The sequence below is a fragment of the Stygiolobus sp. CP859M genome (assembly GCF_037389975.1).
GTDB lineage: Archaea > Thermoproteota > Thermoprotei_A > Sulfolobales > Sulfolobaceae > Stygiolobus.
This window is the reverse complement of record NZ_JBBHKS010000012.1, coordinates 40,965-66,156: the sequence shown is the minus strand read 5'-3', so window position 1 is coordinate 66,156 and position 25,192 is coordinate 40,965. Positions and strand designations below refer to the sequence as shown.

Here is a 25,192-nt window from a genome sequence, read left to right as displayed (position 1 = left end):
TAGTCTTTCATTGCCTATTTTAATGATTTTATGAAGTTTTTAAGCTCATTCTTAACGTCTTCTTCATTTATAACCTTTATAGCATAACCTACATGCACTGAGACATAGTCTCCTATTTCGGCGTTTACTAGGCTAATGCTATGGGAATAGATAAAACGCAGTGGGAAAAATAATGCAAAATCTGCTGGATTAAGCGTTGATCAAAAAGACGCTGAAATACTATATGTACCAAGTGCATTAGAAGCTCAAGATATCAATATTTTATCTCAAATAGGAATCGTAGCACAAGGCTTAAGGAGTAAGTTAACTGTAAGCAGTGAAATAAGCGACAAAGGAGTAAACGTATTCATAGATAGGGACGAAAGAAATGAGAACTTCATAAATCTAAAACTTTTTCTTCTCTTAATACTGATAAGTCTCAAATCTTGCACGATAATTATTTGAGATGGCTTTCTCTTAAGGTAAGGCTGGACGAGGTTATATGGCTTATCAAATAAAAGCTGAAATTAGTACTAAAACCAAGGAATTAATAAAGGTACCGTCAACGATTCTATCAATAGGTAACGTTATGCTTACTGGTGTAATAATAGCTAACACTAAGAATTTCAACATGAACCAAAGAAAGTTTTGCATAGTATAAATTGATACTACAATCAAAATAATAAAAAGAGACGAGAAATATCTTAGTATATCAAGTATTATAAATAATTTAAAAGAATTATTTACATTCTAGAAGAGAGTTTCAAACTATAAGTTTTAGTATGTTATTCTTATATTCTAGATGAACTGCACAAGCAGAGCACGGATCAAAACTCCTTATAATTCTTAAAGCATCGAGGCCTGAAATTTCTATTTCAGTAACTTTTTGGCCTATTATTGACCTTTCTACCGGACCGCCATTTGGACTGAAATTTCTGTCGGTAGGAGTTATTATTTGATATCTAAGAATTTTATTTCCATCAGTAACCAACCAATGGGCATTAGCACCTCTTGGAGCATCGTGGGCACCTACCGCTAACTTATACTCTCTTTTGCCCTTTCTTGGATTAAGGTCAGATTTATCTATTTCCACTTGTTGTAAGTACTCCTTCAAATAAGCAACTGTGAACATTCGTGCGAAAGTTCTTTCAATTACGTTATTACCTCGAGGTTCCCACTCATAACCTAAGGCTCTTATTTTGCCTCTCATTAGTCTATAGGCATAAAGTCTTGCTATATCTCCAGTGGTAGGCATGTAATCCCTGCCATTATAATACTGCCTTACTGTAGGAACGAAATTTTTTATTATTATTTTGTCCTTGAGTTTAGTTTCCTTATTCCATGGATGCCTTCTATCAATGTCGTTTCCAAGTTCATCTTTTTCGTATTCTCTATCCCACTCATCATATGGAGTATTGTCTACGTAAACTCTTACTCCTAATAAAATCTTGGAAAGTCTGTTCTCAACTATTTCGCCATTTATTATTAATGCCGGTGGAAACTCTCTTTTTGATGCCCATTCGTCCATTTTCTCATAATCGGCATCATATTCTTCACTCTCTAGAAGTCCGTATGTAACATAAGTGTCTTCTATTTTCTTATATTCAGTAAAGAATTCTCTTAGATCCGCCATTATGTAAAAAAGTTTCTCTATACTTTTATCTTCCTTCATAAATTTCTTAACTTTCTCTACTACGGATGGATCTTTAATAGTTATAGATCCAGGCTTGAGGCTAAGGGGTTGGGGATATCTTAACCATATAACTGTTGCAAGATCCCTAAGTGTAGTCTGAAGGCGAAAAGCTGTTCTGTATATTTCCTTGCCAAAATATAAGTTATCTAGAATTGACGAAATCTTAGGATATCCGTGAATATCTTTAAACTCACAACTTGTATCTTTAGCTTTATCATAAACGCTCGGTGTATATTTACTAACTATTTCGGTCGAATAATCGATAGCTTGGAACAGAAAGGTTACTGTTATATTATTATACATCAGATCAGCTAAGGAATAAGCTATATTTCTGTATTTTATAGCTTGAACAGAAGGATAAATTCCTGAGGTCATTTCTAGCGCTTCGGTAGAAACTAGAGTGTGTGTTGCACCACAAACTCCGCAAATTTTTCCTGCAATATTAGGTGCTAAATGGAGATCTTTACCTTTGAGTAAATTCTCGAACCCTCTGTACATTGACACTCCAACTTTGGCATCAATGTATTCTCCATTTTCAACTTTAACGTGAACTCCTAAATGGCCTTCTATCCTACTGATAGGATCTAGATCAAGATCCATACCTTTCACCTAAGGCGGAATAAACCATTGCGACTATCATTTGAGGTGATGCGGGACAGCCCGGAACTTCTAAAACTTTCTTATCTGTAAGTATTTCTTTAACTCCTTTGCTTCCAGTTTCTCTAAGTATTCCTCCATTTACTGCACAAGAGCCGACTGCAACTACGCTATTTGCCTTCTCAGCTAAAAGTTTTATGACTTGAGTGCAAGGATATCCTCCGAATGTGCAAAGGGAATCGTTAGTAGGTATTGCTCCTTCAATCACTAAGACGAAATCGTTCATATTCAGTATACTTTCCAACATTTCTTTCCCTGATTTTTCCTCGCTAACTAGTGAGACAAACTTTACTGGAGAAGAATGAAAGAAAAGCTCCTCTAAGCCTTCACAACCAGATCTTAATATCATCACTGTCTCTCCTGAACAAGATTGAGCTTCTATCCAAATTATGTTATGTTTTAATACTTCTTTAAGCGCCGTACAATAGTCCATATATTATATTTCCTTAAACAATTAATAAGGATTACTAAGAGGGGTGGAAAGCCTCGCTAGGGTAGCCCGTGTTTAAATACCTCTTTTTTCTAAATTTCTTTTAGTGACGCTTCTCTCCAGCTCGACTGTGAGAGGAGGAACCAGTGATGTCCCAAAAGGACTTGAGCTATGCAATGATCCTCCTTGAGGGCTCCCTGGTTACCTTGACTGACAAATCGATGGTGGGAAAGATGAGAAGGAAACCTTCGCTGGCGGGAGGAGTTAGTAATATTCACAAATAAGATCTTAACATTAAATTATAACAATATACTAATATCTAATGAAATTAATTATCTTTTAAGTTATAAACTTAAAATGAATTCTTTTAGTTTTTCCTTTACTATTCCTTCATAATCTTGTATTCTTCCAATGTAGTCCTCAATGCTAGGATCTATAGGAAGTCCAAAACCATCATATTCACCAAAAGGCTTTACAACCTTTCCGCCGCAGTCTATGTACGCCAAGTTTACCAAGACTTTAGGTTCCTTCCCTCTTTCTCTCAAATACCGTATCAAGTAATCTACAACCTTTTTCGAAACTTTTGAAGGTGTGGTTACAACTATAGGAGTGAAATTCGAGATTCTTTCTAGTACTAAAATCTCGTCTCCTAATCCGGGGGGAAGGTCAAAAATCACAGTTTGGGTGTCAATATGTGAATAAGCTACTAGAGATTCCATGATAGATGATTGATTTCCCCCCGGTAATACCACGTAATTATCTTTTACTATTCCACTTAAACTTACTATTTTTACAGTTTTAACTTCGAACGGTTCAATACCATTCTTAGTGACCTCATGCAACATACCTTCTAGTCCGAAAAGCTTAGATATTGCCATTGTATGAATATCTAAGTCTATTAAAGTAGTCCGTCCCATTGTTAGGGCTAGTAGTGAAGATATTATGCTCTTACCTACTCCTCCCTTAGCGCTCATAACTGCGTATACTTTCTTCCCTGAAAGTTTATCCTTGGCTAACTGTCTTAACGGTTCCATTCTCCTCCACCTGGATTTCGTCAATTGTCATATCTTGTGACTCAAGAGCAATATCGTGAGATCCGCAATAAGGACATTTTATGAAAGAAGGAGCCAATGCGGGCATGAAATGCATTGGATATTCTTCTCCGAATTCAGACCTAACGCTGTCTATTTGATCCTTAACTTCGTTAAGAGAAAATTCCTTACCGCAGTTTTTACATTTAAATTTAGGTTCCTTAAACTTCACTTCTAACTCCGCCTCATCTAGAACTGAGTCTTTTTTCATCATATTGAAAGCCTCTTTTAGAATTTCTACGTCGAGAAAAGAGAATGAAGGGACGCCCAAAACTACTTTCCTAACCTTTATCTTTTTGCCGTCTGCCCAATCTATTACTGTTCTAATGACAGCATCTGCGACAGACCACTCATGCATAAGCTATTTTACGTATTATAGTATAAATTATTATTCCTATTTTTCTTCTCTAGAAGATCTTATGCTACCTTTTTATAGCTAAAGAGCGTATAGCGTCTTATCATTAACGACCATAAATAAGTCTAATAGAAAATATTCATAGTAAAACATAGGATCTTGTTCGGTTTTTATTCTCCTTAATGCCTCTACAACGGTAGTGAATTTATCCACGTTTAATTTATATTCTTGGCACCAACTTCCTTTTTATTTAGAATACCTCCTTACCTTCAGTATTACTTCAAAAGACATGAAGATAGATAATGAAAAGAACTATTAAAAATTTAACAGAAAAAGTAGAAAATTAATAAATTAAACTTTAATGTCGTTGTTATTCTTTAGCTTAACCAAGATCTCATTTTTCAATTCTAGATTAACGGCTGAACTGTCTATCTTAATCAACTCCTCTACCTCTTTGAGGGCGTCTTCCAGTTTATTCATTTTCTCCAAAAGGTATATCTTCGCTTGTCTATACCAAGAGTTATTAGGAGACCATTCTATTGCCCTATTATATTCTTTTAATGCCTCTTCATATTTACCTAATTTTTCATAAATCTCTCCTTTAAAGTAATGGTAAAGGTGTGCGTTCTTAGGATCTTTTCTTATAGCGTTATCGTATACTTGTAGCGCCTCCTGGAACTTAGATAGTTTTAGTAGAACTTCTGCCTTCTTAAAATGAAAATCTGGAAAAGTCGGATCTAGTTCTACGGCTTTTGAGTATTCCTCTATAGCCTCATTTAGTTCGCCCTTCTCTTCTAATGCCTCTCCTAAATGAAAGTGATGCCATGCGTTAGTCGGTTCAATTTTAATTAGCCTTTTGTACTCATTAATCTTAATATCTATGTCGCTCATATGACTAAGTATGAGATAAAAATTAAAAAAAAAAGTTATTAGTGTATCAGAGATATTCTCTATCATAATTAATCACCAAAACAAAAATTATAACAATAATAAAATCAATGTCTTATTATTTCTAGTCTTTAACTTAGTTAATTTTATGTTACAAGGACTTTCGTAGGAAAAAGTAATTAAGTAGAGTCGGTTAATAGAATACTATATGTCATTCAAAATATCCAGAAGAGATTTTCTTAAGCTAGCAGTAACTGCAACAATGCTTACTGCTCCGGAATGGGATAAGGCTGTTGCTAAAGCAGTCAATATGATAAAAAATGGCGATGTGAACATAGTATGGTTCGAAGCTCAAGCTTGTGAAGGAAATACAACTGCAATCATACAAGCTACCGATCCTTCAGTAGCGGAAGTATTATTTGGAGCGAGCCCGTTAGTAGGTCCTGGAAGTGTTAAAATATCTTTCTGGCCATCTATTATGCCACAACAAGGTGAGCAAGCAGTACAAATTTTAAAAGACGTAATAGCTGGGAATTACAATCCATACGTTCTTGTAATAGAGGGTAGTTTTCCAGACGAACATACTGCACAACAATACAACCCAAATAACCCTGGATATTTCGGAATGCTGGGACCAAAGACGTTAAACCAATGGGTAGCAGAATTATTACCTAACGCTGTTGCAGTATTAACAGTAGGTAATTGTGCATCTTATGGGGGATTAATAGCCGATAAGGTTTACCAACCCCCGCCAAAGTTTATAACTCCTTCTTGGTCTCCGTCTCCCACTGGAGCTATTGGCTTTTTCGACGATCCTTTAAGAGGATATAAAGGATTATTAAGTAGATTTTATGAAGATAACTACTTAAACGCACAAGCCGGAGCTGCACCATTCTATACATTTGTAAAGAATCCTAATGCTTATTTGGACATAACTCCTTCACCCTCAGCTTCGGTTAAGCCAGCAATAGCTGTTCCAGGCTGTCCTGCAAACGGTAACGGAATAATGAGAACTTTAGCAAACCTAGTACTATGGGCAGGTGGATTAGCTCCTCTTCCTGAATTAGACCAGTACTGGAGGCCGTTATACTTCTTTAAATATACTGTACATGAGCAGTGTCCTAGAGCCGCTTGGTATGCTGCAGGAGACTTTAGAACACAGCCAGGCCAACCTACTTCAGCCTGCCTATTTGAAGTAGGATGTAAAGGGCCAGTATCGAATTGCCCATGGAATAAATACGGTTGGGTAGGAGGAATAGGTGGGCCTACAAGGACTGGTGCAGTCTGTATAGGCTGTACAATGCCAGGGTTCACTGATTTATATGAACCTTTCTATAAGCCGTTACAAGTCCCAGTACCATCTTCAACGCTTACAACTGCTGGATTAATAGCAGGAGGTATTGTAATAGGTGCAGCTGCAGGCATAGCAGAGAAAAAGATGGTTCAAAAAGGAAAATTAAGGGGAACATAATGCAGATCCCTTACGCCACATACCCAGTAGGTAATTCGTTATATCCATTAGCTTTAGATCTCTTCGTTCCAACAGTGTTCTTTTTCTTCTTAGGGGCTTCGTATAGGGTATTCAGATATTTAGCGACTTATCAAAAACCTTTCATTCCTTATCCAAGTTCTGAACTAAGGCAAGTGAGTAGTGGGCATAAAATAGCAGCTCTGGTAAACACTTTTGCAAATTCCAGCAGGGTTGGAATAAAAAGGAAGCCCGTTACTACTGGTGTAGGTTTATTGTTCCATATCGCCTTAGTCTTGATAATATTCTTACTAGCCCAGCACATGGTATTTTGGGCTTATTATATTCCTCCATACAGTGCGTTATTTCCCTTGGCAATTCCGGAAAGCTCTGAGGATGGACTATTAGCATTAACCACACCAAATCACGCCTCAACTACGCTGTTCGTTAATGATATATGGGGTCCATTAACGGTTATACTAAATGGACAATTCTTAACATTCTTCCTAATAATTTTCTTAGGAGTTCATCTAGGCCATAAGCTACTAGTGGCCGCGGAAAGATTATCTCTAAGGGCAGGTGACTGGTGGTTCTTCGTTTTGCTGTACATCGACGTATTGCTAGGATTTTTCGCCACTGCACACACGCCTAATAACGTCTATTGGTACGATAACTTACTTGGAGCGCATATACTAGTCGCTGAGATAATAATAGCAACATTACCTTTCACAAGAGGATTCCATATGTTCGAATTTTACTTGGGTAAGGTAAGAGAATGGTACTTCATGGTATATAGGAGGGGTGAGAAATAAATGGTAGTAATGGAACAAGAAACAATTAACTTAGAAGCATTAAAGAGAGCTATTGATGACGTATTCTACTCTCAGATGAATTCTACAATTCTATACTATTTACAATCATGCGTGAACTGTAAGGCATGTGAGGCAGCATGCCCATTTACGCCGACCTCTCTAGAATACTCTCCAGTAAACAAGGCAGAAATAGCAAGGCAGTTATATAGGCCTAGATTTACAGTCTGGGGAAAAACTATTGGAAGGATAATTGGAGGAAGCAAGAAGTACCTTAGCTTAGAAGAAGCTGAAACTATGGCAGATTATGTATGGCACTGCACTAATTGCGGAGCTTGTATGTTCGTATGTCCTATGGGTATTGATAGCGGCGCGCTTATAGACCTACTGAGGCAGGTTTCGTTTAAAGCCGGGTTAACTCCGGAGATATACGCTAACCTAGTACAATTGGAGGTTTCAGGCAAATATTGGGACATTCCAGTGTTTAGGGACGCGTGGAGCAATCTGATATCGAAAATGAAGGAGGCAATAGGGAAAGACGTTCCGCTGGACAAGAAGAACTCAGAGGTGCTGTTTTACGCGAGCATCTATGAAGCGATGGTATACCCTAGCGTGTTGATCAAGACCGCGAAGATATTGGACATGTTGGGCAAGGATTGGACCTTCATGTCCAAACCTTTGGGCATAAGACCTCCAGTAGGGTTAGTAATAGGAGATAAGGAAGGAGCGTTGACTGTAATGAAGAGGGTTTATGCTTATTTCATTGAGATGTCTCCAAAGTATGTTGTGCTTACTGCGGGAGGATTCGAGTACCCATCGCTAAGGTATACGATGCATGAGGTCCTTAAAGTGAGACCGAAGTACGAAGTGGTTCACGTTACGGAATTGCTTGCGAAGTGGTATGAGGAGAAGGAGTTCGAGATAGAGCCTGTAGACGAGGTGATAACTTGGCATGACCCATGTCAATTGGGAAGGAGAGGAGGAGTATTTGAACCTCCCAGAGTTTTAATGAGAGCTTTATCGAAGAAGTTCAGGGAGTTACCGAGCCACGGTGTCAATAGCTTCTGTTGTAGCAGAGGCGGAGGAGGTTGCGGATTAGCTCCGATGATTGAGAATATGGCTAAGACTATAGGTATACCAATAAGCGAGAAGGACAAGAAGTTCTTGGACTCGACTCTAGAGCCGTTAATTAAGGCGGGTAAGATCAAGGTTGATGAAATAAATAAGGTAAAAGCTTCGGAGGTGCTAACCGGTTGTCCTGTTTGCATAGAGAGTATAGGATTTTCCATAGACTATTACCACGCTAACGCTAAGATTAATCATATTATAGAGCTATTAGCAGATAGAATAAAGGTGATTAAAAAGTGATTTTACGTTTTTTCTTTCTTATTTCCCGTATCTTATAAATAAGGTGAATACACATGTCTAATCCCTTAAATATGAAAATAGATCCAATTTCAAGGGTTGCTGGTCATTTAGGTTTGACTGCAACTGTAGATCCAAACACACGTCAAGTCATAAATAATCAAGCATATACATACGCTACAATGTTCAGAGGATTCGAGGTATTCCTAAGAGGAAGACAACCACCAGATGCAGTTCATATAACTTCGAGAAGTTGCGGAGTCTGTGGTGCAGCACACGCTAACGCGTCAGTTAGAGCAAACGATATGGCTTTAGGTGCAGTACCGTATCCATTAGGTCAAGCTCTAAGGAACTTAGCTTATGCGATGACAGATATGATTTATGACCATTCTATCATATTGAACGTGCTAGAAGGACCAGACTTTTCTGCTGAGGTAATGCAACAATACTATCCATCTTGCTGGCAGGCGGCACAACAGACACAAGCAGAATACTCAGATATTCACGGATTTTCTACAATAGCGGATATAATGACTGCGCTGAATCCATTCACCGGTTGGTTATGGCAAAAGTCTGTAAAATACCAGATAATAGCTAGAGAAGCGGGAGTTCTAATATACGGAAGACATTCCCATCCGCCAATGTTAATTCCAGGTGGAATTGGAACAGATTTATCAGTGGGAGAATCGTTATTCACACAGTACATGTATAGGCTAACTAAATTAACAGCGTGGACTAAAGTAGTTATAGCAGCGTGGATGGATCTAGCAAACTTCTTAATAAATAATTGTGACTACGAGACGCAAGGATTAACTTATGCAAAGCCCACATATATAAGCAGTTACGGTTACGAAAGTCCAGTACTCTACAGTAATCTAGGAGATAATTACCAAGACATATACAAGAATTATGATAGTTTAGCAAATACCGCCGATGAAGGACCTCAAACTGTATTCAGAGCTACAATAGTTAGGAACGGAGAATTAATGAGCAAGAGCTTTATAGATCTTAATGTAGCCCAGTTGGAGTTCGTTAACTCTTCATTCTATCACGATTGGGCTAAGATAACTTCGCCGTTCACAGAAACAGACCCTATAGGAAATACGTTAGCTTGGGGACTTCAAGACTCTGATGGAGTTAATTTATACATGTATCATCCATGGAATAAGACTACAATACCTAATCCCATGGCTCCGAACTTTATGGATAAGTACAGCTGGGATGCGGAACCAAGACTTGTGTGGAAAGATGGTACTATGTGGGCTTATGAGACAGGGCCTTGGGCAAGATTACACGCTGTAGCACATCACCATCCAAATAGTCCTATTGTAAAGAACGGTCAAATAACCATAGAGTTACCTACAATATCTGAATTACCTTCAGATTTACCAAGTGGTGCAGGACCGGCCTGGACTGTAGAATGGCTACCGCCAGACGAGTCCACTACGTTGTCCAGAATTCTTGGTAGAGCTGTAGATATGGCTGCTGCAATATTTACTGCATGGGACAATCTAGAGTATGCTCTAGAAGTTTATATGAAGAGTCAATCTAACCCTCAAACTTCTAGGCCGTGGAAACAGCCGTCATTCTCTTTAGGCGTTGGTCAATACGAAGTGCCCAGAGGTACGGTGAGGCATTGGATGGTGGTTAAGGATTACACCATAGCCAACTATCAGTATCACGCTCCAACTACGGCTAACGTGAGTCCAAGAGATAATAATTGCAATGGCCCATGGTGCATTAACGGGCAGGCAATAGGAGCTTTCGAAATGTCAGTGATAAACACAAAAATAATGGAAGAAGTTCCACCAGATCAGTGGGTAGGATATGATTTCCTTAGAGCAATAAGAAGTTTCGACCCATGTCTAGTATGTGCTGCTCACTTCGAAATTAAAGGGAAGAATAAGAAGCTAGAACATATAATAACTCCGGTGTGTAATAGTTGATGATTAAAATGCTTACACAACAAAAAATAGTTATAAAAAAAGACGAAATTCCGCCAATGTCTATGGTAGAATTCTACTTTCCTGCTCAAAAACCTTGGGAGAGAAAACCCGTATTAGTCATAAATTATAAGGGATCTTTTTTTGCAATTGAAGCTTTTTGTTCTCATGCGGGCTTGTCCTTAGAAGATGGATTCCTTACCGATGACGGTAAGGTAGTGTGTCCGTGGCACGGTAGTGTTTTCGATATAAAAACTGGGAAAGTAGTGGACGGGCCTGCAAAGAGAGATTTGAAAACTTGTCATGTAGAAGTAAAAGGTGATGAGGTGATAATATATGAGTGAAATAAGCGCTTCAGGATTTACAGGATATTTTACAGTTAGGCTGAATAATGAACCGGATTTATACGCTATGGCAGGAAGGTTAGCCGGACTTGGATATTCAGTCTGCCAGATAAGATTAAGCGGTGCTACTGGATACGTTATAATACCGCTGGAAGACGGCAGTTTTGCTAAGAAGAACTTTGCTGACATATATTATCAACCAAGGACTTTTACTGTCGTATCTCATGAGTTCGGAAACTTTCAGTTGTCTGCAGGAGAGTTAGTTAGAGCCTTAAGAGAGAGTGGAAATATTGGAGTCGATTATGCGGAATTAAACGTAAATTATGAAAAGAATTTAGACTTGAATTTGCCAAAGATCGAAGATTGGGATGTTAGAGGTTTCAATATATCTAGAGGTAGGGTTGAAGATAGGAACTATACTCTGGTCAGCTTTACAAGAATTAATGACGCAAATCCAAGATTTCTAATATCTATTTACTATAGGGGCAGTTATGAGGAGATCTCAAAAACAGTACAGTCATTAAGGGCTGAAATGGAGAGTATAAATGCATTTATAATTAAGATTTTTAAAGATGGAAAATCAATAATTCGGTGGTAAAAATGGAGTTACCTAAACAGATTGATGCTCTATTTAGAGAAAATGGTGAACTTGCAAAATCTATTACAGAACTAATTCATAAATTAGCTCCGATAGTTTCCAAAGAAATTGGCAGAGAAAAAATTAAGATAATGAATTTTTGTGGGTCACACGAATGGGTTACAACTCATTATGGGTTAAGAGCTCTCATGCCGGAAACAGTAGAGTTAATACCAGGACCGGGGTGCCCAGTTTGTGTTACTCCGTCCAGTGACATTGAGAACGTAATAAAATTGGCCATGGAGGGTTACACAGTTTATACTTTTGGGGATGTTTTCAAGTTACCTACAGTGAAACATTATAAGAAAGATGAGGTAGGGAGTTTAGCAGCTGCCAGAGCTTTAGGGGCTGATGTAAGAATAGTTTACAGCTTTGTTGACGCAATAGAAGATGCTAAAAAGTCAGGAAAGCCATCAATATTTTTCGGTATAGGATTCGAAACTACTACTCCTAGCTATGCAGTATTGTTTGAGAAAGAAAAGGTTCCTAAAAACTTGCTCTTTTATTCTTCGTTAAAACTTACAGCACCGGCAGCTGAATTTGCTGTTAGGTCACACAAGAGCAAAGGTCTAGTACCTGTTTCTGGAGTTATTGGTCCAGGTCATGTTTCTAGCATAATTGGTGCCATTAGCTGGGACTTTTTCCCTAGGGAATATAAAATACCAGCAGTAGTCACTGGTTTCGAACCAATAGATGTCTTAGCTGGAGTTCTAAAAATACTCCAAGACTTGCATTCAGGAGATATAACTTACACTAACCTAGAATACAAAAGAGTAGTAAAATATCAAGGAAACGTGTTTGCGCAAGTTGAAATAAATAAGGTCTTCAAACCAGTCGATGCCATATGGAGAGGTATAGGTACCGTACCGAAGAGCGGTTTGGATTTAAGAGAGGAGTATTCCATGTATAACGCAAGGGAACAATTAGGAATAAAAGAAAAGCCGTGGGATTACGATTTGCCTCCTGGATGCAGATGTAATGAGGTAACCTTAGGTATTGCCTACCCTACAGACTGTCCTATGTTTATGAAAGCTTGTACTCCTGCAATGCCTTGGGGGCCGTGTATGGTGTCCATGGAAGGAGCGTGTGCAGTTTGGGCCAGATTCGGCTCTACGGAAAGAATTACTAAAATTGTTTCGGAGGTGAAATAAGATGTGTTGGGCAGTTCCTGCAAAGGTAGTAGCTATTGATTCAGACGTGATAGCTGAAGTAGATTTAGGCGGAGGGACTATAAAGAAGGTTGCAATAGGTGTGGATAACGTTAAACCTGGAGATTACGTAATGGTACATGCTGGAGTTATAATAGAAAAATTATCTAAGGAAGGAGTTATAGAGAATTTAAAATTCATAGCGGAAGAAATTCAGAGAACTGAGGAAATCATGGGCAAATCTGAAGAGGAAGCGAAAAAAGCCGCTGATGAGTTCTTCAAAGAAGCTATGAAAATTTTAGAGAGTTGATGAATTATGTCATATAATAAGATACAGATTTCTCATGGTAATGGAGGTAAAGAAACTCAGCAACTATTGCAGAGGCTCTTCTTTTCTAGACTTCCACTAGAGCTAAAGAGGGTAAAAGGAGGGGTGGGAATTGATTATCCAGACGACGGAGCAGTTCTCCAAAATAACCTAGTAGTTGCCACAGATTCCCATACTGTAAATCCCTATTTCTTTCCAGGTGGAGATATAGGATATCTTGCAGTCTCTGGTACCTTAAATGACGTAATAATGATGGGAGCCAAGCCAATAGCCATGTTGGACTCAATTGTAGTTTCTGAAGGATTTCCGATTGACGACCTTGAAAAGATTACTGGATCTATGATAGAATTATTAAAAAAATATAATATTCCTCTGGTGGGTGGAGACTTTAAGGTAATTGAAGAAACGACTATGAAGAATTCTATCATAATAAATACAGTCGGCTTAGGAGTTGTCGAAACTGGAAGTCCTATAGTAGATGCTATAAAACCTGGAGATAAAATAATAGTTACCGGGCCTGTAGGAGTTCACGGTGCAGTAATTGCCGCAATGCAATACAACATATCTACAAACCTTAAAAGCGACGTAAGACCATTGTTCGAATTACTTGAGGTATTCAGTAAGTTTAAAGGCTATGTTCACGCTGCTAGAGACCCTACAAGAGGTGGATTAGCTGCTACATTAAACGAGTGGGCACAGTTAACCGGTAACGTAATAGTAATTGAAGAAGCAAAAGTCCCAGTATTAGAGGACGTTAAAGCCATAACTGAAGTTACCGGACTGGATCCGTTGAATCTAGCCAGTGAAGGCGTTGGCGTACTGGCAGTAGATAGTAACGTTGAGGACGACGTTCTGGAAACCCTAAAAAGCTTAGGATTTGAGCCTGCAAGCATTGGATATGTAGTTGAACCTAAAAGCGAGAAAGGAATAGTTGTTGCAAAGACTGCTGTAGGGGGAGCAAAAATATTAGAAATGCCCACAGGAGATATCGTACCTAGAATATGCTAGTGATGTAAAATGAGCGAAATAATAAAACTTGTCCTAGAATTGTTAGCTTTTAAGGACGCAATTAAAGAAGAAATGACAAGGCCCATAAAACAAGAATTACTCTCAATAATTTACGACATAAAGACAACCCCTGAGGAGGTTAATTTGGATAAAATGCTTAAGGAATATGAGGCAAAAGACCTCTTAGATTTGATAAGAAAAATACGGGCTGGTAATAAATGAAGTTAGTTGTGGGTTTTATACCTTTTTCTGCGACACCCGATGGGTTAGTTGTAGAGAAAGTTTACGAGATGTGGAAAGGCAAGGATTTTGTCCTAGACCTCGGTACGGATCCTATAGCCGCAGCAGAGGAGGTAAGAAAGTTATCTCCAGAAAAAGTATTATTGGTAGGAAGTAGTAGATATGCCCCAGAAGGTATAAGTGAGAAGGAAATAATTCTTGAGACTACAGATAGGTGGGAAATGTTAGAATTATTAAGACCTGGATTAGATGGCAGGTATTATTTAGAAGACGTAGCTTACGGCCTTCTAATCTTCTCAGTAGTGAACAAAGTATACGCCTTATATTTTAGGGGGGATTATAATGACGAAAGTATTGCAAAGCTTAATGCTAAGGTAGAGGAGAAGGTAAATTGTCTATTAAAATCATAGGTCTAGGAAATAGACTTTACGGAGACGATGCGGTTGGTTCACTAACTGCGGCTTGTATGGAAGAACTTGGCTTGCCTGCATTTGATGCCGGTGCTAACGGCTTTCAAGCTCTCTCGGCAATAGAAAACGGAGACATAGTATTTTTTATAGACATTGTGCAAATGGATGAGGAGGAAGGAATATTTAAAGTCGATTTAGACAAAGCTGATTTCGTAGAGATAACAGATCCGCATAGATTAACTCCGTTGCAAGTATTATCTTTATCTGCAAGATCTAGTAACAGACCTAAAGAGGCGTATATTGTGGGAATAAAACCGGAATACATAGACTGGCCCGGAATAAGCGACGCCGCTATAAAAAGACTAGAAAAAGTGCTACAGAAGTTTAAGAAATTTATTTCTACTTACGGAATTGATGTAGATGTAGATAAAGTTATACAATGCGTAAAAAGCAAAAGCAAAGAACCTTGGTGATAAATGAAAACTTCTCATTGTGATGCTGAAAGCAATTAGCGAACCTATTACCTATAGCTTGGAAAATATTAAGACAATTTCTTTTAGTAGAGTGTTTACCCCGTGGCACAACTTTTCCTTACTTTTAATTCCGCCACGAGGCACCCCTCCAAGAGGACAAACCACACAAGTATTCTGCCAACGCTTGGGCTACTTGCTCTCTGGTGTAAAACCTTGGCTTAACATTAATATACTCAAATACAATTTGGGTGAGCACGGGAACTCTCCACTTGATTCCCATGTGCTCACCAAGATAAAAACCCCGTGCTCACCCTTAAATAGTATTACGCGAAAATTAGTTCTTACAGAACGAGAAAAGATTGTTGAATAAAATTATATTAAATTAACAAAATTATTGTCCACACTCGAACTAACCTTGTATAATGCGTTTAATCCTCCTTGGACTTACTTTGTATGTCCGCTGAAACGATTGTGCCTTCAGATAATACGTAAAAACATCTAACCTTTTTACGTAACTTTTGGGGATTTGTATGAAAATCATGTTTGCTCTATGTTAATTATAGAGCATAGTTAGTGTATAAGCTTTATGCTTTACGTAAACAATAGAGCATAATACAAGCAAGTAAAGTTATAAGCTTCAGAAGTTCATATTTAATCTTGAGAATTATGCCCGAAACCATAAGGATAGTAAGGAAATATTATGCAATAGACGAAAATAGGGATATAGTAGCTGAGGGTAATTCTTGGGAAGAAGTGGAAGAGATTATGAAGAAGAAGGGATACAAAAGAAGTCAATACGACATTTTAACGGTAGTGGAAGCAGAGAAGAGTTAGTATGAGTAACCACATAGAAATCCAACGTTAAAATAGAAAGTCCATCTTTAAATTTGTCTTATTGAAAACTATTACATGTATGAGTAACTACATAGAAATCCCTTTCATCAGTTTAAGAGGCTATGCGGTACCTTTACTAAAAGCAGAGATGGAGTGCCCCAGGATAGGAGGGAACATATTAATTTACGCTTTACCGGACAGCGGTAGTAGGTTCTCTATAATAAATAGGAAAACTTTAAACGAGTGCTTTAACAACCCAGAAGAACGTTATTTGGACACTGTAGTATTAACCAACCTGAACCTGCATACAATGAGGTACAAACTAAAATTTCATTTCGTGGAACTTAATGAGGATTTCGAAATCCCAGTTGCAGAAGCCGATTTCGGAGAAATCGGAGGGATTTATCCCAGCCTAATCTTAGGTAGGGACGACTTCTTTTCTAGAGTAACAATATGCTTTGATAAGAACGTTAAGTTACTCGTTAAGATTAATTCATTGATTTGACTTTATAATTTCCTGTATCTGAAGAAGTAACTGAGCTATTTTTCTCCCTTTCTCACTCAGATAAATTAATTTCCTTCTAGAAAATACCTCTTCTCTCTTCTCTACTAAGAATCCTTCATTTAATAACTTATTGAGAGCTTGGGTAACAGAGTTAGGACTCAGTTTCATCTCCTCATAAATTTCCTTTACCGCCACCCCTTCCTTTATGCTAATTAAATATAGTAAGATATACTGCTCGGTCTCACCGAGAACGCGATATCTCTCTTTCATATGGTTGATGTTATACATATAATGAAAAGAGTAATCTATGGTTTATGCGATATGTAAAGAGAAGATTTAAATATTATTATGCTCTATGATTAACATAGAGCAAACATGGAAAAATATCCACAGATAAATACATCTTCCTAACTCCCGGGGTATATATCGTTATTTACCTCCTAAAGGTAGGTAAGGCAAAAGCAAGCGAAATATCCGAAAGTGCACAAATCCCATACCAGACCGTAATACAGAATATTAGGTTGTTATTAGCAGAGGGATATGTAATAAACAGCAGTTATGGGAATCTTAGGGAGGTAATACTAAGAAGTCGGTATTAGCGAGAAGTTTATAATTTTAGACATCTTCCTGCTGAAAAGATGACAAACGGAAAAGGACAAATCGAGTTAGCTAAGGAGAGGCTGGTCAAGGCGGTCAACCAAGTTCTGGGCGTGATCAGGAGGAACGGGAGGAGCAGGAAGGTCGAGTTAGCACTCGTTTTGATGGTCCTGCTAGGTGGTAGGGCCAGCGTGAAGAATGCTGCTGAGACGTTCGGGTTGGACTACGCAAACCTGCTGGAGGCGTTGGGAGAGCTCCACGACGCGTGGAGGGACTACTTGAAGGTCCTGTCGGGGCTAGTGAAGGGTGAGGTAGCTGTAATCATAGACGACACCGTGGACCACAAGGAGTACTCCAGAGGAAAGGACGTGAGCCCCCACGGAAACTACTGGATCTACTGCCACACCCACGGGAGGTTCGAGAGGGTCAAGCTCCTCACGGTCGCCATAGTGGACCTCTCCACGGGCAGGGCGTTCATGGTTTCCCCTACGCCGTGAGGAAGATGTTGGACTTGGGGATGGTCACCGAGTTCAAGACCAAGATCGACTTGGCCAGGGAGATGTTGGACGTGCTCAAGGGGTACTTCCGCGTGTCCAGAGTAGTCTTCGACTCGTGGTACTGGTCGGAGAAGCTCGTGAAGGACAACGTGGTGTCTGAGCTCAAGTCCAACCAAACTCAGGGTCGAGTCGGCCCGGGGGACCCTCGAGGAGGTGAAGGGATACCTCCGAGTGGGATACCCCCGGAGTCTACTACGCCGACCTGACCCTTGGAGGTCAAGCGATTACGGTAAAATTGTTAGTCCGGGAACGTGACTCCGGGACACACGTTAGGTACCTCTACACGACCGATCTCTCGCTCGGCGAGGAGGAGATGGAGGAGGCATGGAGGATGAGGTGGGAGATTGAGGAGCTCCACAGGGACGTGAAGGCCTTGGGACTGGAGGACTCCTCGTTCTGGAGGAGAGAGGCTTCAGGGGTACCTCACGATCTTCACCATCATGACCAACGTTGTCAGGGAGCTGGTGGGGGCTCTTAACCTGAGGAGCGTGGAGGCGTTCCTCAGGTTTGTTGAACGTTATTTAGGTGGATCGTCGGGGCTAATGAAAATCTTTAAGTTACGTTAAAGTCCCATAACTGCTGTAATTTAGTTATAGCGAGAGAATTTAAAGACGTTAAGGAGAAGAATTTAGTTAACTCAGTAAATTTATTCTTCCACTATATAATATTTATAATAGTACCTTTAATAATAGGCTTATTTATAAATATAAGTATATTTTACGGTATACTAACCTTTATCATATTATCAGTAAGTTCTTCATTACTTTTACTATTTATAAAATTAAATTAATTCTTTAAAAGGTTTAGTTAGCTATCTTCTTTAACTTCCATGGAGAACGAAGATTCTAAAGTTCACTATTTTCATGATAGGCTGTAACTCTTTTACGTAACTACTAGTTATTTTTAATTACTTCTAAATTAGTTTTGATTAAACTACGTTTATATACTATTACTTATACTTTTTTCCTTTGACGATCTTCTGCTTGATGACGGATCTAATCATGAGGATAGGAGTGAAATGTTACATGAGAAGGTAGGGTGTTTCTCTCGACTAGTCTCAATGATCTGAAGGTGACTATGGACGATCCCTTAAGAGGGGTGCCCCGTGGTGGAATTAGAAGTAATTAAAAGTAAGGAAAAGTTATAACAATACTAGACGTGGACGACCCTATAAATAATATTGAATTATGTCAAGGTGAAATTTAATTTAAAATTCTAGAATAGGTGGGGAAGAGAAGGAAAGTAGAAAAACGTATATACTTAGTTTTCTAGTCTTTCATGTGATAAGGTTAATAACGAAGTTCGGCAGTAAAGAACGCGATGAGGACATTTTAGTTGTTGTAGACGATATTAAGGAGGCATTTAAAGCTTTAAGTGAAATTGTTATAATTAATGAAAATCTAGATTTACACGTCATAGATTACCTTACTTTCCTAAGGCTTTTAAAAGAAGACCCCTTTTATGTTAACGTCCTGATTAACGGAGAGCATGTTATCAACGCAATGAAAATTGATAATATGAACAAGATAATTGAAGAGGCTATAAGTAAGGCGAGACAACTTGTAGATAAGCAATGCAGAGAAGGAAAGAACGGGATATCGCTAGCTTATTATTATTTAATCTCTAGGGGGATTTTCCCAAGAAATAGGCACGACGTAAAGAACATTTTAGGTAAGGATAAAGGGGATGACTTTTCATTTATCTGTACAGCTGAAGATTTCAACACTGTCAAACTTCTTACTCCAGCGTAGAACGTGGATTAATGCGCTTTTAACCTCTTTAGGAACAACAATGTAAAAGTGATACGTCATCTGGCCATTGCAATAAATGTCCTTAATTTTCTTATAAATATCTTCTATATGATTTTTTGAGACTGGACTTTGATTTATTTTCTCCTTTATCGTATTTTCTATTTTCTTAGGGTCATTAAAGCTCTTAATGTCCTTTAGTTCGATTAATATTATCTTATTATCCTTAAAGCATAGGAAATCTGCATGCTTATTACTGCTTTTGAATTTTTCACTTTCCATATCTATTAATAGCGAACATTCCGTAGAAAAACAACAGTCGTTTTCACATACTTTAATAGCTCTCAAGGTTACTCACTTAGTTTTGCAATTATTTTTAGAATAGAGTAATAAATATCCGTTATCCCAGGGATGTTTTCCAGAACTTTTTCCGGATCCATTAACTCTATTTTTCCATCTCTCACATGATAAATTTTAACATTAACGTTCATTTCCTGGCCCTCAACTTTCCCTAAGTTAAAAAGTTCAACAACCTCTTTTTCCTTCTTAAAATGGGAGAGAATCGCTAATATAATGAGGATAATTTCACTGTGTGTAGTAATGACAACCTTATGCTTTTTAGATAACTCGTATAAAAATAACCCCATCTTAAGTTGATAATCAGTACTTAATTGGGATTCAGGCTCTTCAATAAGTAATAAGCTTTTCCTCCCATCCGCAATAGCTAAGGAAAAAGCCGTAAGTTCCTGCAGGCTTGAAGAAAGGAAAGGAATTTCGAGGCCGTTAACAGAAAGAGTTTTCTCTACATTCACTTTTAGGTCCCAGAAATTATTAATACTACCTTTACCGCTTCTGATTCTTTCACTACCTTTATTTATCCAGAATATTAGGCTCTTAGTATAAGGCAGAGGTTTTATATTCTCTCTATAAAGTAAAATTAAAGACCTCCCATAGGATAAGAACCTTACAGAAGGAATTTCTACTGCTATGCTAACCTTATTCATTATTGCTGGAACTAAATATGAAGCCATGTAAGAGCTTATATTTGAAATTAAATTACTTGAAAGAACTGTCTTACACAGCTCTTTATCTCCAATTGATGAAACTTCAACCCTTAAAATTAGTTCACCTCTAGAGAATCCAATGTCTATTTTATTCACGCAGTATGACGAGTAAGGTGTGTAAGTAACTGCTGGTATAGATAAAGACGTTAAAGCTTCTTTCGTGATTTCCATTATTCTATTTAATAAATTAGAATCATCACGGGTAATTGCGGTCTCGTTAACTGAAAGGAGAGATCTCGAAATTCTCTCTCTTAGTATCGTAAGAGATTCCAAAAATTTTTCCGAAATATTTAAGGAAGTTGTGTATTTTCTTCCCTTTATCGCATTTTCTGAAATTGAAACAATTGTAGAGTAGAGACTTTCCGCAACTATGGTAGCTAAGTCAACATTATTAGCTTGGTCAAAGAAGGCCAGATTAGAATAAATACTTTTCAGTATGTAAGATTTACCAGAATTAGGTTTACCAAATATAACCGTAAGGTCTCCTAATTCTATTGACGTATCCTTGAGCACGCCAAGGTTCTTTATTATAAGCTTCATTAAAAATAAGTAGAAAAGGCTTGTTTTATATTTTTCAAACTACTCTGTGAGAACGAACTTTACAGTTGAGAATGATATCTAAAAACTACAAGGAAAAACGTTTTTCGTCTAACTGCAAGGGATTTACTCGGGTAAGAGATACAGAACTTCCTTATTTACCCTCATTCCCAAACTCATGATTTGTAGGAATTCAGCAACTCAGAGTTTTACCTTTTTTATAAAATTAAATAACCTACACAAAAAGGTTTATCTCCATTCTTTTCATGAAAGCTTTATCATCACCTCAATTATTTACTCTATGGTAGATTTCAATTATCTACTTATGCGTACAGCCATAAGGCCTAAATTTCTCTCCGCATTAATAAATGTGCCATACGTTATTCACAATTATCTAAAATCTTTAATACCGCATTCCATTCTTATCGCTTTCTTGACTATCTCTTCAAGGTTTTCACTCTACGCGTTTAATTTTTCTCTCGCAATCTTAACTTTAGACAACTCACCGTTAAACGCTTCTTCCATTTCTTTTAAGTCCGGCCTATCCATTTCCCTGGTCAGCAATACGTGAAGAGTCGTGCCTAGGGAGAAAATGTTGAAAGAAGGGCTGGCTTTCTCTATTAATGCCATTGTCAACAGTTTCGGATAAACCGTGAATTTTACGCCATTTGATATCATTCAACATTCCTAATCCTTTTAGTGCTATTAAGTAAGCTGAGGCTGTATGCCTATCAAATCCCTTCTCCTTTTTTATCCCTATCTCATAACTCGATTATGCAGGGACAAATTGAGAAGGTTAGTGAATTTCATTTAATCCATATTCTCCTTAATTCTGCAACTTTATCTAACTCTTTATCTTCACTTAAGATCACGTTTATTGAATTGTTTAACATTACGGCAATATGAAAGGCATCAGATGGCTTAACTGAGTATTTTCTCATAATCTCTTTAGCCCTCTCATATTCCTTTATCGTAATTGGTAAAACTGTTAAGTACTTGAGCACTATTTCATCCAAGAATTCTATGGTATCGCAATACTTAACTCCATACTTCTTCTTAGACACGTATATTACCTCATCTATAACTAAAGGATCTGAAAACAAGCTTTCATATGTGAGGAGTTTTATATAATACTCTTTTACCTCACTTACTCCCGAGTTTAAGTAGATTAAGAAATTAGCATCAAGAAAAATCAATCTTCAAATTCCTCTTCAAGACTTATGTTCTCCAGTTCCCCAAGGCTTGCCCTTTTAGCATAAGATATCTTCCTCTCATGTTCTTCTAATTTTTTGACAACTTCTCGTATGTTAACCCTCCTCTCAGGTTCTAAGATTATCTTATCTCCAACGACTGTCAAAATTAAGATATCCCCCTCTTTTATTCCCACCAAATCCCTTACACTTTTAGGAATTATTACATAACCCTTCTTTCCTACTTCCACTCTTAGAGTCAAACTCACTCTACTACAGTTTAACTGGCTAAACTAATATTTAAAATTTTACGCTAATGAGTAACAACAAGTTTCACGACTTGGGGAGCTTCTGATATAAAAACTTTTTTGTGAAAATTGCGAGTGTGGACAATAATTTTATTTATTTGAAATATTTACATTTATTATCACCCCCTTATCTAACAAGTACGTTGGGGTGTAAAGGATATATCAGGAAGAATGTTGATAACCACCTAGTTATTGTGATTGTCAGTATTCCAAGGGAAGTGGAAGTCCATTGATGCAAGTGTTTTAAGCTTCTGAACCCTTGTTTTGCATAATCCCTCTCGTTGAACTTCTCGTGTTCCACGTTTAACCATGAGAAGGCGTTGTATGCTGTTGCCCCATCGTGCAAGTAAATTACCTTATCAATCCTTCTCCTAAACACCCTCATTGCTATTTCCTCAACCCTACTCATGTTCGCAAGAACTACCAAGACGTGTACCCCACTCCTAACACTAGTAACCATGAAGAAGGGTATTCCCTTGGTTTTTACATCCCTAACGATCCACACGTAATAGTACTGACCATTAATTAGCCTCACCTTAGTCTCGTCAATAGCGTAAACACCACTCAATGGCACAGCGTACTTAACATAACTCAACCTCCTATGATAGTAAAGCAGAGTGGAATGGGGTAACACGACCCTCCATGAGGATAACCCGGAAACGTAGTTAGCCAATGCAGAGGCTACGGTCTCCCTAGAGTAAAACCTAGGGCTAAGGTTAATATACTCAATTAAAATTAGTATAATTTGGGTGAGCACGGGAACCTTCCATCTAGTTTCCATGTGCTCACCTCCAGGTAATACCTCCCGTGCTCACCCTAAAAAAGTATTATCATCAACGTTCTATTAATAAAGCACAAACAATTCAAATAATTCATTTTATATTAACAAAATTGTTGTCCACACTCAAGAAGTATAAAATTAAGCTTATAACGTTAGAAAATCTAATAAGTGTAATGATTTTCTATATGAAGTGGTAATTGTCGTGGATTAAGTTAAGGGTGGGAAAAATTTTTATTTTTTATATTCCCACTTACATCTATGGATGTTAAAATTGCCGACTCAAAAGGGAGGGTTTATTTAGGTAAATGGTATGCTAATAAGAAAATTTATGTTGTGGATTTGGGTGGAGTTATAATTTTAACTCCTTATACTGCTTTTGCTGAGGAGTTAGAAAAGGTGAAGAATGTAGAGGAGTTAATGGAATTCCTTAAGTCGATATCGCCTAAGGAGTTAAAGGAAGCCTTTAGGGAAGCCTTATGGGAAAGGACGAAGTCCTAATAGATACAAGTGCGTTTATATCGAATAAGAGAAGAAAGGGGAAAGTTAGTGTAGTAACGCTAATAGAAATTATGGAATGGGCTTTAAGGAAGTATAACGAACATAGTAAAAAAGGTGATAAATTGAGGGCTTTAGGTTACCTAAATCTTATAACTTCACTTCCGCTAACTGTGAACGAAGTAATCGAGATAAAGGGTGACGAAATAAGAGATCTAGTGTATTATGTAACTGAGAAAAGTTTAGACCCTACCGATGCTTATCTTGCAGTTTTAAGCAAGAGGTTTAAGATGCCTATAATTACGACGGATAAGGATTTCGAAAGGGTTAAGGATGAAATAGAAGTTATAGACCCATGAAATCACAATTAAGCTCAGCTAAAGAATTCCTTAATTGTTAATGAAACTCTCAGCCTTTCTCCATTTAATTTTTCCTCATTCACGTGTTGTGAATAGTTTCAATTTTTATCAGAACCAACGTTAAACTTATTTTTAAATCTACGTTTTATTTTGAAGAGTGTGGTGATAGTGTCGTCGTTAAGCTACAAATTCTGGGATTAACCTTCTTTTCGTTAAGACTAGGGCTATGGAGTACATCATGCTACGAATGCTCCTATTTACTGCCTTTGTTGCTCTCTTGAATCTAATTAGCCTATCCCTTAATGAGGAATGAAAGGATTCGTTCGGGTTAACTGGCGAGACAACCGTGTGGTCTTTCAACCAGTAGTACAAGTTATAATCATCGCTCACCCATCTACCCTCTTCAGACAAATACTTTTTGACCTCAAGGAAAGTACTCTCACCCCTATCCCCCACAGAGTAAATGAGGTAAACTCCCAGCTCCGTGTACACGTAACAAGTGAAAACCCACTTGTAAAAAGCCCTAGTATTCTTGTACAAGTAAGTCCACATCTCATCAACAACCTTAGCAACAACCTTACCCTTGACCAGCTCCTCAGCCCTACCCCACAACTCAACCAACTTCTCATGCTCTTTCCTACCATAACGCTTAATCAAGTGAAAACAGTACCAAGAGGTACGTTAAGCCTAAAAATAGCCCTCATACTCATACCATTAGCATACATTCTCAAAGCCTCCTCCCTCAACTTCCTAGAATGATGATGATAACTAGCATCACCCAAGAAGTACTTACCACAATCCCTACACAAATACTTCTGCCTACCCAAAGGCCTACCACACTTAACAACATGATGACTACCACAAGAGGGACAAGAAACGTCTTGCCTAAATACAAGCTTCCTACCCATAAGTAATACTCGTTATACAAATATAAATAACTTAACGACGACA

General features: G+C 38.0%; 32 protein-coding genes and 3 pseudogenes. 19 read left to right on the top strand and 16 right to left on the bottom strand.

From position 1 onward, the window contains the following. Nucleotides 1-14: 14 nt before the first annotated feature. The gene (locus WIW72_RS05290) at nucleotides 15-137 is read right to left on the bottom strand and encodes a HypC/HybG/HupF family hydrogenase formation chaperone (RefSeq protein WP_337721270.1); all 123 of its coding nucleotides are present in this window, start codon (nucleotides 135-137) and stop codon (nucleotides 15-17) included. A gap of 344 nt (nucleotides 138-481) precedes the next feature. On the opposite strand from WIW72_RS05290, the gene WIW72_RS05285 reads away from it, so the two are divergent. Further along, entirely contained in the window at nucleotides 482-640 is a 159-nt protein-coding gene (locus WIW72_RS05285) for a hypothetical protein (RefSeq protein WP_337720719.1), read from the top strand. A 102-nt stretch (nucleotides 641-742) separates the two neighbouring features. Here WIW72_RS05285 and WIW72_RS05280 read toward each other — a convergent pair whose 3' ends face one another. The 6 genes and pseudogenes from WIW72_RS05280 to WIW72_RS05255 form a co-directional block, all read right to left on the bottom strand. Then, on the bottom strand, nucleotides 743-2,272 hold the full coding sequence (locus tag WIW72_RS05280; protein ID WP_337720720.1) for a nickel-dependent hydrogenase large subunit: 1,530 nt from the start codon (nucleotides 2,270-2,272) through the stop codon (nucleotides 743-745). Beyond that, nucleotides 2,262-2,762 carry a Ni,Fe-hydrogenase I small subunit gene (locus WIW72_RS05275; RefSeq protein ID WP_337720721.1) on the bottom strand — a complete coding sequence of 167 codons (501 nt, stop codon included), beginning with the start codon at nucleotides 2,760-2,762 and terminating at the stop codon, nucleotides 2,262-2,264. Before WIW72_RS05275 ends, WIW72_RS05280 begins: the two co-directional genes overlap by 11 nt. Nucleotides 2,763-3,103: 341 nt before the next feature. Continuing rightward, entirely contained in the window at nucleotides 3,104-3,793 is a 690-nt protein-coding gene (locus WIW72_RS05270) for a P-loop NTPase (RefSeq protein WP_337720722.1), read from the bottom strand. Then, nucleotides 3,762-4,208 carry a hydrogenase maturation nickel metallochaperone HypA/HybF gene (locus WIW72_RS05265; protein WP_337720723.1) on the bottom strand — a complete coding sequence of 149 codons (447 nt, stop codon included), beginning with the start codon at nucleotides 4,206-4,208 and terminating at the stop codon, nucleotides 3,762-3,764. The genes WIW72_RS05270 and WIW72_RS05265 overlap by 32 nt, the downstream gene beginning before the upstream one ends. 138 nt (nucleotides 4,209-4,346) lie before the next feature. Next, nucleotides 4,347-4,496 (bottom strand): annotated as a pseudogene (locus WIW72_RS05260) (succinate dehydrogenase/fumarate reductase iron-sulfur subunit); the annotation flags it as partial. Nucleotides 4,497-4,556: 60 nt separating this feature from the next. Further along, nucleotides 4,557-5,096, bottom strand: a complete 540-nt coding sequence (locus WIW72_RS05255) for a tetratricopeptide repeat protein (RefSeq protein ID WP_337720724.1) — start codon at nucleotides 5,094-5,096, stop codon at nucleotides 4,557-4,559. Nucleotides 5,097-5,301: 205 nt separating this feature from the next. On the opposite strand from WIW72_RS05255, the gene WIW72_RS05250 reads away from it, so the two are divergent. From WIW72_RS05250 to WIW72_RS05195, 12 genes are read left to right on the top strand one after another with little or no spacing between them, the layout of a single operon-like run. Next, nucleotides 5,302-6,564, top strand: coding sequence for a hyaluronate lyase (locus tag WIW72_RS05250; protein ID WP_337720725.1), 1,263 nt, complete (start codon nucleotides 5,302-5,304; stop codon nucleotides 6,562-6,564). Beyond that, nucleotides 6,564-7,373 (top strand): hypothetical protein, encoded by an 810-nt coding sequence (locus tag WIW72_RS05245; RefSeq protein WP_337720726.1) that lies wholly within the window; start codon nucleotides 6,564-6,566, stop codon nucleotides 7,371-7,373. The genes WIW72_RS05250 and WIW72_RS05245 overlap by 1 nt, the downstream gene beginning before the upstream one ends. Continuing rightward, the gene (locus tag WIW72_RS05240; RefSeq protein WP_337720727.1) at nucleotides 7,374-8,738 is read left to right on the top strand and encodes a (Fe-S)-binding protein; all 1,365 of its coding nucleotides are present in this window, start codon (nucleotides 7,374-7,376) and stop codon (nucleotides 8,736-8,738) included. 53 nt (nucleotides 8,739-8,791) lie between these two features. Continuing rightward, nucleotides 8,792-10,681, top strand: a complete 1,890-nt coding sequence (locus WIW72_RS05235; RefSeq protein WP_337721262.1) for a nickel-dependent hydrogenase large subunit — start codon at nucleotides 8,792-8,794, stop codon at nucleotides 10,679-10,681. After that, complete coding sequence (locus tag WIW72_RS05230) at nucleotides 10,681-11,022, top strand: Rieske (2Fe-2S) protein (RefSeq protein WP_337721261.1); 342 nt, start codon at nucleotides 10,681-10,683, stop codon at nucleotides 11,020-11,022. The genes WIW72_RS05235 and WIW72_RS05230 overlap by 1 nt, the downstream gene beginning before the upstream one ends. Next, on the top strand, nucleotides 11,015-11,620 hold the full coding sequence (locus WIW72_RS05225; protein WP_337720730.1) for a hypothetical protein: 606 nt from the start codon (nucleotides 11,015-11,017) through the stop codon (nucleotides 11,618-11,620). Before WIW72_RS05230 ends, WIW72_RS05225 begins: the two co-directional genes overlap by 8 nt. Nucleotides 11,621-11,622: 2 nt before the next feature. Next, nucleotides 11,623-12,810 (top strand): hydrogenase formation protein HypD, encoded by a 1,188-nt coding sequence (gene hypD / locus WIW72_RS05220; RefSeq protein ID WP_337720731.1) that lies wholly within the window; start codon nucleotides 11,623-11,625, stop codon nucleotides 12,808-12,810. A 1-nt stretch (nucleotide 12,811) separates the two neighbouring features. After that, complete coding sequence (locus WIW72_RS05215; RefSeq protein ID WP_337702149.1) at nucleotides 12,812-13,117, top strand: HypC/HybG/HupF family hydrogenase formation chaperone; 306 nt, start codon at nucleotides 12,812-12,814, stop codon at nucleotides 13,115-13,117. A gap of 6 nt (nucleotides 13,118-13,123) precedes the next feature. After that, the gene (gene hypE / locus WIW72_RS05210; protein WP_337702152.1) at nucleotides 13,124-14,143 is read left to right on the top strand and encodes a hydrogenase expression/formation protein HypE; all 1,020 of its coding nucleotides are present in this window, start codon (nucleotides 13,124-13,126) and stop codon (nucleotides 14,141-14,143) included. A 9-nt stretch (nucleotides 14,144-14,152) separates the two neighbouring features. Then, a complete protein-coding gene (locus WIW72_RS05205; protein ID WP_337702155.1) occupies nucleotides 14,153-14,365 on the top strand; it encodes a hypothetical protein in 213 nt (70 codons plus the stop codon). Continuing rightward, nucleotides 14,362-14,793 (top strand): hypothetical protein, encoded by a 432-nt coding sequence (locus WIW72_RS05200; protein ID WP_337702157.1) that lies wholly within the window; start codon nucleotides 14,362-14,364, stop codon nucleotides 14,791-14,793. Before WIW72_RS05205 ends, WIW72_RS05200 begins: the two co-directional genes overlap by 4 nt. Continuing rightward, entirely contained in the window at nucleotides 14,775-15,266 is a 492-nt protein-coding gene (locus WIW72_RS05195; RefSeq protein ID WP_337702159.1) for a hydrogenase maturation protease, read from the top strand. The genes WIW72_RS05200 and WIW72_RS05195 overlap by 19 nt, the downstream gene beginning before the upstream one ends. A gap of 145 nt (nucleotides 15,267-15,411) precedes the next feature. Here WIW72_RS05195 and WIW72_RS05190 read toward each other — a convergent pair. Beyond that, a pseudogene (locus WIW72_RS05190) lies at nucleotides 15,412-15,546 on the bottom strand (IS6 family transposase); the annotation flags it as partial. Between the two features lie 386 nt (nucleotides 15,547-15,932). Here WIW72_RS05190 and WIW72_RS05185 point away from each other — a divergent pair. Then, complete coding sequence (locus tag WIW72_RS05185) at nucleotides 15,933-16,100, top strand: hypothetical protein (RefSeq protein ID WP_337720732.1); 168 nt, start codon at nucleotides 15,933-15,935, stop codon at nucleotides 16,098-16,100. 79 nt (nucleotides 16,101-16,179) lie between these two features. Further along, on the top strand, nucleotides 16,180-16,605 hold the full coding sequence (locus tag WIW72_RS05180) for a conjugal transfer protein (RefSeq protein WP_337702161.1): 426 nt from the start codon (nucleotides 16,180-16,182) through the stop codon (nucleotides 16,603-16,605). Here the strand turns inward: WIW72_RS05180 and WIW72_RS05175 are convergent. Beyond that, on the bottom strand, nucleotides 16,594-16,875 hold the full coding sequence (locus WIW72_RS05175; RefSeq protein WP_337702163.1) for a transcriptional regulator, SarA/Rot family: 282 nt from the start codon (nucleotides 16,873-16,875) through the stop codon (nucleotides 16,594-16,596). The genes WIW72_RS05180 and WIW72_RS05175 overlap by 12 nt on opposite strands. Before the next feature lie 368 nt (nucleotides 16,876-17,243). On the opposite strand from WIW72_RS05175, the pseudogene WIW72_RS05170 reads away from it, so the two are divergent. After that, nucleotides 17,244-18,325, top strand: a pseudogene (locus tag WIW72_RS05170) (IS701 family transposase). Between the two features lie 714 nt (nucleotides 18,326-19,039). After that, nucleotides 19,040-19,510: a hypothetical protein gene (locus tag WIW72_RS05165; protein ID WP_337702165.1), complete on the top strand. Its 471-nt coding sequence runs from the start codon at nucleotides 19,040-19,042 to the stop codon at nucleotides 19,508-19,510. On the opposite strand, the gene WIW72_RS05160 is transcribed toward WIW72_RS05165, so the two are convergent. From WIW72_RS05160 to WIW72_RS05135, 6 genes are all read right to left on the bottom strand, one after another. Continuing rightward, the gene (locus tag WIW72_RS05160; RefSeq protein WP_337702167.1) at nucleotides 19,454-19,855 is read right to left on the bottom strand and encodes a hypothetical protein; all 402 of its coding nucleotides are present in this window, start codon (nucleotides 19,853-19,855) and stop codon (nucleotides 19,454-19,456) included. The genes WIW72_RS05165 and WIW72_RS05160 overlap by 57 nt on opposite strands. Nucleotides 19,856-19,857: 2 nt before the next feature. Beyond that, nucleotides 19,858-21,111, bottom strand: coding sequence for an AAA family ATPase (locus WIW72_RS05155; protein WP_337720733.1), 1,254 nt, complete (start codon nucleotides 21,109-21,111; stop codon nucleotides 19,858-19,860). A 456-nt stretch (nucleotides 21,112-21,567) separates the two neighbouring features. Then, entirely contained in the window at nucleotides 21,568-21,786 is a 219-nt protein-coding gene (locus WIW72_RS05150; RefSeq protein WP_337702250.1) for a hypothetical protein, read from the bottom strand. Nucleotides 21,787-21,914: 128 nt separating this feature from the next. After that, nucleotides 21,915-22,304: a type II toxin-antitoxin system VapC family toxin gene (locus tag WIW72_RS05145; protein WP_337720734.1), complete on the bottom strand. Its 390-nt coding sequence runs from the start codon at nucleotides 22,302-22,304 to the stop codon at nucleotides 21,915-21,917. Beyond that, on the bottom strand, nucleotides 22,301-22,561 hold the full coding sequence (locus WIW72_RS05140) for an AbrB/MazE/SpoVT family DNA-binding domain-containing protein (RefSeq protein ID WP_337720804.1): 261 nt from the start codon (nucleotides 22,559-22,561) through the stop codon (nucleotides 22,301-22,303). The genes WIW72_RS05145 and WIW72_RS05140 overlap by 4 nt, the downstream gene beginning before the upstream one ends. A 172-nt stretch (nucleotides 22,562-22,733) precedes the next feature. Beyond that, the gene (locus WIW72_RS05135; RefSeq protein WP_337720735.1) at nucleotides 22,734-23,387 is read right to left on the bottom strand and encodes an IS6 family transposase; all 654 of its coding nucleotides are present in this window, start codon (nucleotides 23,385-23,387) and stop codon (nucleotides 22,734-22,736) included. A gap of 258 nt (nucleotides 23,388-23,645) precedes the next feature. Between WIW72_RS05135 and WIW72_RS05130 the strand changes: the two genes are divergently transcribed. Together WIW72_RS05130 and WIW72_RS05125 are read left to right on the top strand one after the other, a co-directional pair. After that, entirely contained in the window at nucleotides 23,646-23,885 is a 240-nt protein-coding gene (locus WIW72_RS05130) for a VapB-type antitoxin (RefSeq protein WP_337720737.1), read from the top strand. Continuing rightward, nucleotides 23,864-24,241, top strand: a complete 378-nt coding sequence (locus WIW72_RS05125) for a type II toxin-antitoxin system VapC family toxin (RefSeq protein ID WP_012952631.1) — start codon at nucleotides 23,864-23,866, stop codon at nucleotides 24,239-24,241. Before WIW72_RS05130 ends, WIW72_RS05125 begins: the two co-directional genes overlap by 22 nt. A gap of 177 nt (nucleotides 24,242-24,418) precedes the next feature. Here WIW72_RS05125 and WIW72_RS05120 read toward each other — a convergent pair. Continuing rightward, a protein-coding gene (locus WIW72_RS05120) for an IS1/IS1595 family N-terminal zinc-binding domain-containing protein (RefSeq protein ID WP_443294849.1) occupies nucleotides 24,419-25,149 on the bottom strand; the annotation gives its coding sequence in 2 pieces (nucleotides 24,419-24,897 and nucleotides 24,897-25,149; 732 coding nt in all). Between the last annotated feature and the right edge of the window lie 43 nt (nucleotides 25,150-25,192).

What these genes read in the sequence shown, in the direction of transcription:
- WIW72_RS05230 (WP_337721261.1), top strand. Translation starts at nt 10,681, where the DNA reads ATGATTAAAATGCTTACACAACAAAAAATAGTTATAAAAAAAGACGAA.
- WIW72_RS05155 (WP_337720733.1), bottom strand. Translation starts at nt 21,111, where the DNA reads ATGAAGCTTATAATAAAGAACCTTGGCGTGCTCAAGGATACGTCAATA.
- WIW72_RS05285 (WP_337720719.1), top strand. Translation starts at nt 482, where the DNA reads ATGGCTTATCAAATAAAAGCTGAAATTAGTACTAAAACCAAGGAATTA.
- WIW72_RS05245 (WP_337720726.1), top strand. Translation starts at nt 6,564, where the DNA reads ATGCAGATCCCTTACGCCACATACCCAGTAGGTAATTCGTTATATCCA.
- WIW72_RS05275 (WP_337720721.1), bottom strand. Translation starts at nt 2,762, where the DNA reads ATGGACTATTGTACGGCGCTTAAAGAAGTATTAAAACATAACATAATT.
- WIW72_RS05270 (WP_337720722.1), bottom strand. Translation starts at nt 3,793, where the DNA reads ATGGAACCGTTAAGACAGTTAGCCAAGGATAAACTTTCAGGGAAGAAA.
- WIW72_RS05150 (WP_337702250.1), bottom strand. Translation starts at nt 21,786, where the DNA reads ATGATATCAAATGGCGTAAAATTCACGGTTTATCCGAAACTGTTGACA.
- WIW72_RS05185 (WP_337720732.1), top strand. Translation starts at nt 15,933, where the DNA reads ATGCCCGAAACCATAAGGATAGTAAGGAAATATTATGCAATAGACGAA.
- WIW72_RS05180 (WP_337702161.1), top strand. Translation starts at nt 16,180, where the DNA reads ATGAGTAACTACATAGAAATCCCTTTCATCAGTTTAAGAGGCTATGCG.
- WIW72_RS05215 (WP_337702149.1), top strand. Translation starts at nt 12,812, where the DNA reads ATGTGTTGGGCAGTTCCTGCAAAGGTAGTAGCTATTGATTCAGACGTG.
- WIW72_RS05250 (WP_337720725.1), top strand. Translation starts at nt 5,302, where the DNA reads ATGTCATTCAAAATATCCAGAAGAGATTTTCTTAAGCTAGCAGTAACT.
- WIW72_RS05135 (WP_337720735.1), bottom strand. Translation starts at nt 23,387, where the DNA reads ATGGAAACTAGATGGAAGGTTCCCGTGCTCACCCAAATTATACTAATT.
- WIW72_RS05255 (WP_337720724.1), bottom strand. Translation starts at nt 5,096, where the DNA reads ATGAGCGACATAGATATTAAGATTAATGAGTACAAAAGGCTAATTAAA.
- WIW72_RS05175 (WP_337702163.1), bottom strand. Translation starts at nt 16,875, where the DNA reads ATGAAAGAGAGATATCGCGTTCTCGGTGAGACCGAGCAGTATATCTTA.
- WIW72_RS05240 (WP_337720727.1), top strand. Translation starts at nt 7,374, where the DNA reads ATGGTAGTAATGGAACAAGAAACAATTAACTTAGAAGCATTAAAGAGA.
- WIW72_RS05280 (WP_337720720.1), bottom strand. Translation starts at nt 2,272, where the DNA reads ATGGATCTTGATCTAGATCCTATCAGTAGGATAGAAGGCCATTTAGGA.
- WIW72_RS05225 (WP_337720730.1), top strand. Translation starts at nt 11,015, where the DNA reads ATGAGTGAAATAAGCGCTTCAGGATTTACAGGATATTTTACAGTTAGG.
- WIW72_RS05130 (WP_337720737.1), top strand. Translation starts at nt 23,646, where the DNA reads ATGGATGTTAAAATTGCCGACTCAAAAGGGAGGGTTTATTTAGGTAAA.
- hypD (WP_337720731.1), top strand. Translation starts at nt 11,623, where the DNA reads ATGGAGTTACCTAAACAGATTGATGCTCTATTTAGAGAAAATGGTGAA.
- WIW72_RS05200 (WP_337702157.1), top strand. Translation starts at nt 14,362, where the DNA reads ATGAAGTTAGTTGTGGGTTTTATACCTTTTTCTGCGACACCCGATGGG.
- WIW72_RS05205 (WP_337702155.1), top strand. Translation starts at nt 14,153, where the DNA reads ATGAGCGAAATAATAAAACTTGTCCTAGAATTGTTAGCTTTTAAGGAC.
- hypE (WP_337702152.1), top strand. Translation starts at nt 13,124, where the DNA reads ATGTCATATAATAAGATACAGATTTCTCATGGTAATGGAGGTAAAGAA.
- WIW72_RS05235 (WP_337721262.1), top strand. Translation starts at nt 8,792, where the DNA reads ATGTCTAATCCCTTAAATATGAAAATAGATCCAATTTCAAGGGTTGCT.
- WIW72_RS05125 (WP_012952631.1), top strand. Translation starts at nt 23,864, where the DNA reads ATGGGAAAGGACGAAGTCCTAATAGATACAAGTGCGTTTATATCGAAT.
- WIW72_RS05265 (WP_337720723.1), bottom strand. Translation starts at nt 4,208, where the DNA reads ATGCATGAGTGGTCTGTCGCAGATGCTGTCATTAGAACAGTAATAGAT.